Source organism: Pseudomonas sp. NPDC089530, assembly GCF_050280705.1.
Lineage (GTDB): Bacteria > Pseudomonadota > Gammaproteobacteria > Pseudomonadales > Pseudomonadaceae > Aquipseudomonas.
Genome location: NZ_JBNNVU010000207.1, coordinates 1 through 1606 on the forward strand (window position 1 = coordinate 1; position 1606 = coordinate 1606).

Below are 1606 nucleotides of genomic sequence, written 5' to 3' on the forward strand. Positions count from 1 at the left end.
TCGAAGAGCAACTGGCTTCCGTGACACCCTGCGGCCACCTGGGCGGCAAGGTACTGGTACCAACCCAGGAAGCCGTACAGAAGCTGACCGCTGCCCGCCTGGCGGCCGACGTTGCCGGCGTACCGACCATCATCCTGGCCCGTACCGACGCCAACGCCGCCGACCTGCTGACCTCGGACTGCGACCCGTATGACCAGCCGTTCGTGACTGGCACCCGCACCCAGGAAGGCTTCTACAAAGTCCGCGCCGGCCTCGACCAGGCCATCGCTCGCGGTCTGGCCTACGCGCCGTACGCCGACCTGATCTGGTGCGAAACCGCCAAGCCGGACCTGGACGAAGCCCGTCGCTTCGCCGAAGCGATCAAGAAGGAATACCCGGACCAGATCCTGTCGTACAACTGCTCGCCTTCCTTCAACTGGAAGAAGAACCTGGACGACGCGACCATCGCCAAGTTCCAGCGCGAACTGTCCGCCATGGGCTACAAGCACCAGTTCATCACCCTGGCTGGCATCCACAACATGTGGCACAGCATGTTCAACCTGGCGCACGACTACGCCCGCAACGACATGACCGCCTACGTGAAGCTGCAGGAGCAGGAGTTCGCCGACGCCGCCAAGGGCTACACCTTCGTGGCTCACCAGCAGGAAGTGGGCACCGGCTACTTCGACGACATGACCACCGTGATCCAGGGTGGCTCCTCGTCGGTCACCGCACTGACCGGTTCCACCGAAGAAGAACAGTTCCACTGATTCGACTTCACGCCGGAAAACGGCCATTGCAGACCCGGTAAAAGCTAACTGCAGTGCCGCCCATCTGACGCCCCGACTGGTTCGGGGCGTTTTTTTTGCTTGCTGCTTTGTGCCTTGAAAAGGATCGCGGACATGCTCACCCCTACAGGGCGCGCGCTGTTCTTGCGGAAGCGGAACGGCGGTTAATGGCCTCTGGCCAGCCACTCATTACCTGGCAAAACATTGACCCAGAGCGGTATACGCGAAGAAAAAAACGGGTAAAAGGGCTCCCGCGCAATTTGCAGTAGTGGGCATATAAAAGACAACTTAGCGAACTTTTATGGGAGGCCTTGTTTATAGAACACCTCCAAATAATATTGATTATCATTTATATGGCGCAATGTTCGTTACAAGCGAAACAAAACATAATTAACAAAACCTCCGCCAATGCCCACAGGGCGTGGCTTACGGGGCCTGCAAAGGGAGCTATGTCCTTATTCCACTAAATAATTTCGCTATAGAAAATTTACTTGCCCGGTGTTTAGCCATAAAATCACGCCGATTGACCGCACTGCGACATATCGTCACTGCTTTTTCTTTATCAAGCTCAGAGACCTTTGCTCTCTGTTAAGGATTACCAGCATGCCCGAAGCGACCGGACTCATGGCCCACAACTGGGGCTTTGCCATTTTCCTTCTGGGTGTAGGCGGCCTCTGCGCCTTCATGCTCGGCGTCTCCAGCCTCCTCGGGTCAAAAGCCTGGGGCCGCAGCAAAAACGAACCGTTCGAGTCCGGCACATGATCAAATCTTTGCGTCCACTGTTGCTTGCCGGCCTTCTTCTGCCCCTGGCCATTTCCGTCTCCGCCGCGCCCATCAAC

The 1606-nt window shown here is 57.2% G+C and carries 1 protein-coding gene and 1 pseudogene; both read left to right on the plus strand.

The window, feature by feature from the left end; all coding sequences use genetic code 11:
• A partial coding sequence (aceA, locus tag ACQKQA_RS30300) for an isocitrate lyase (protein ID WP_427564797.1) occupies positions 1-749 on the plus strand: 749 nt, incomplete at its 5' end.
• A gap of 621 nt (positions 750-1370) precedes the next feature.
• Positions 1371-1523 (plus strand): annotated as a pseudogene (locus tag ACQKQA_RS30305) (NADH-quinone oxidoreductase subunit A); the annotation flags it as partial.
• Positions 1524-1606 lie beyond the last annotated feature (83 nt).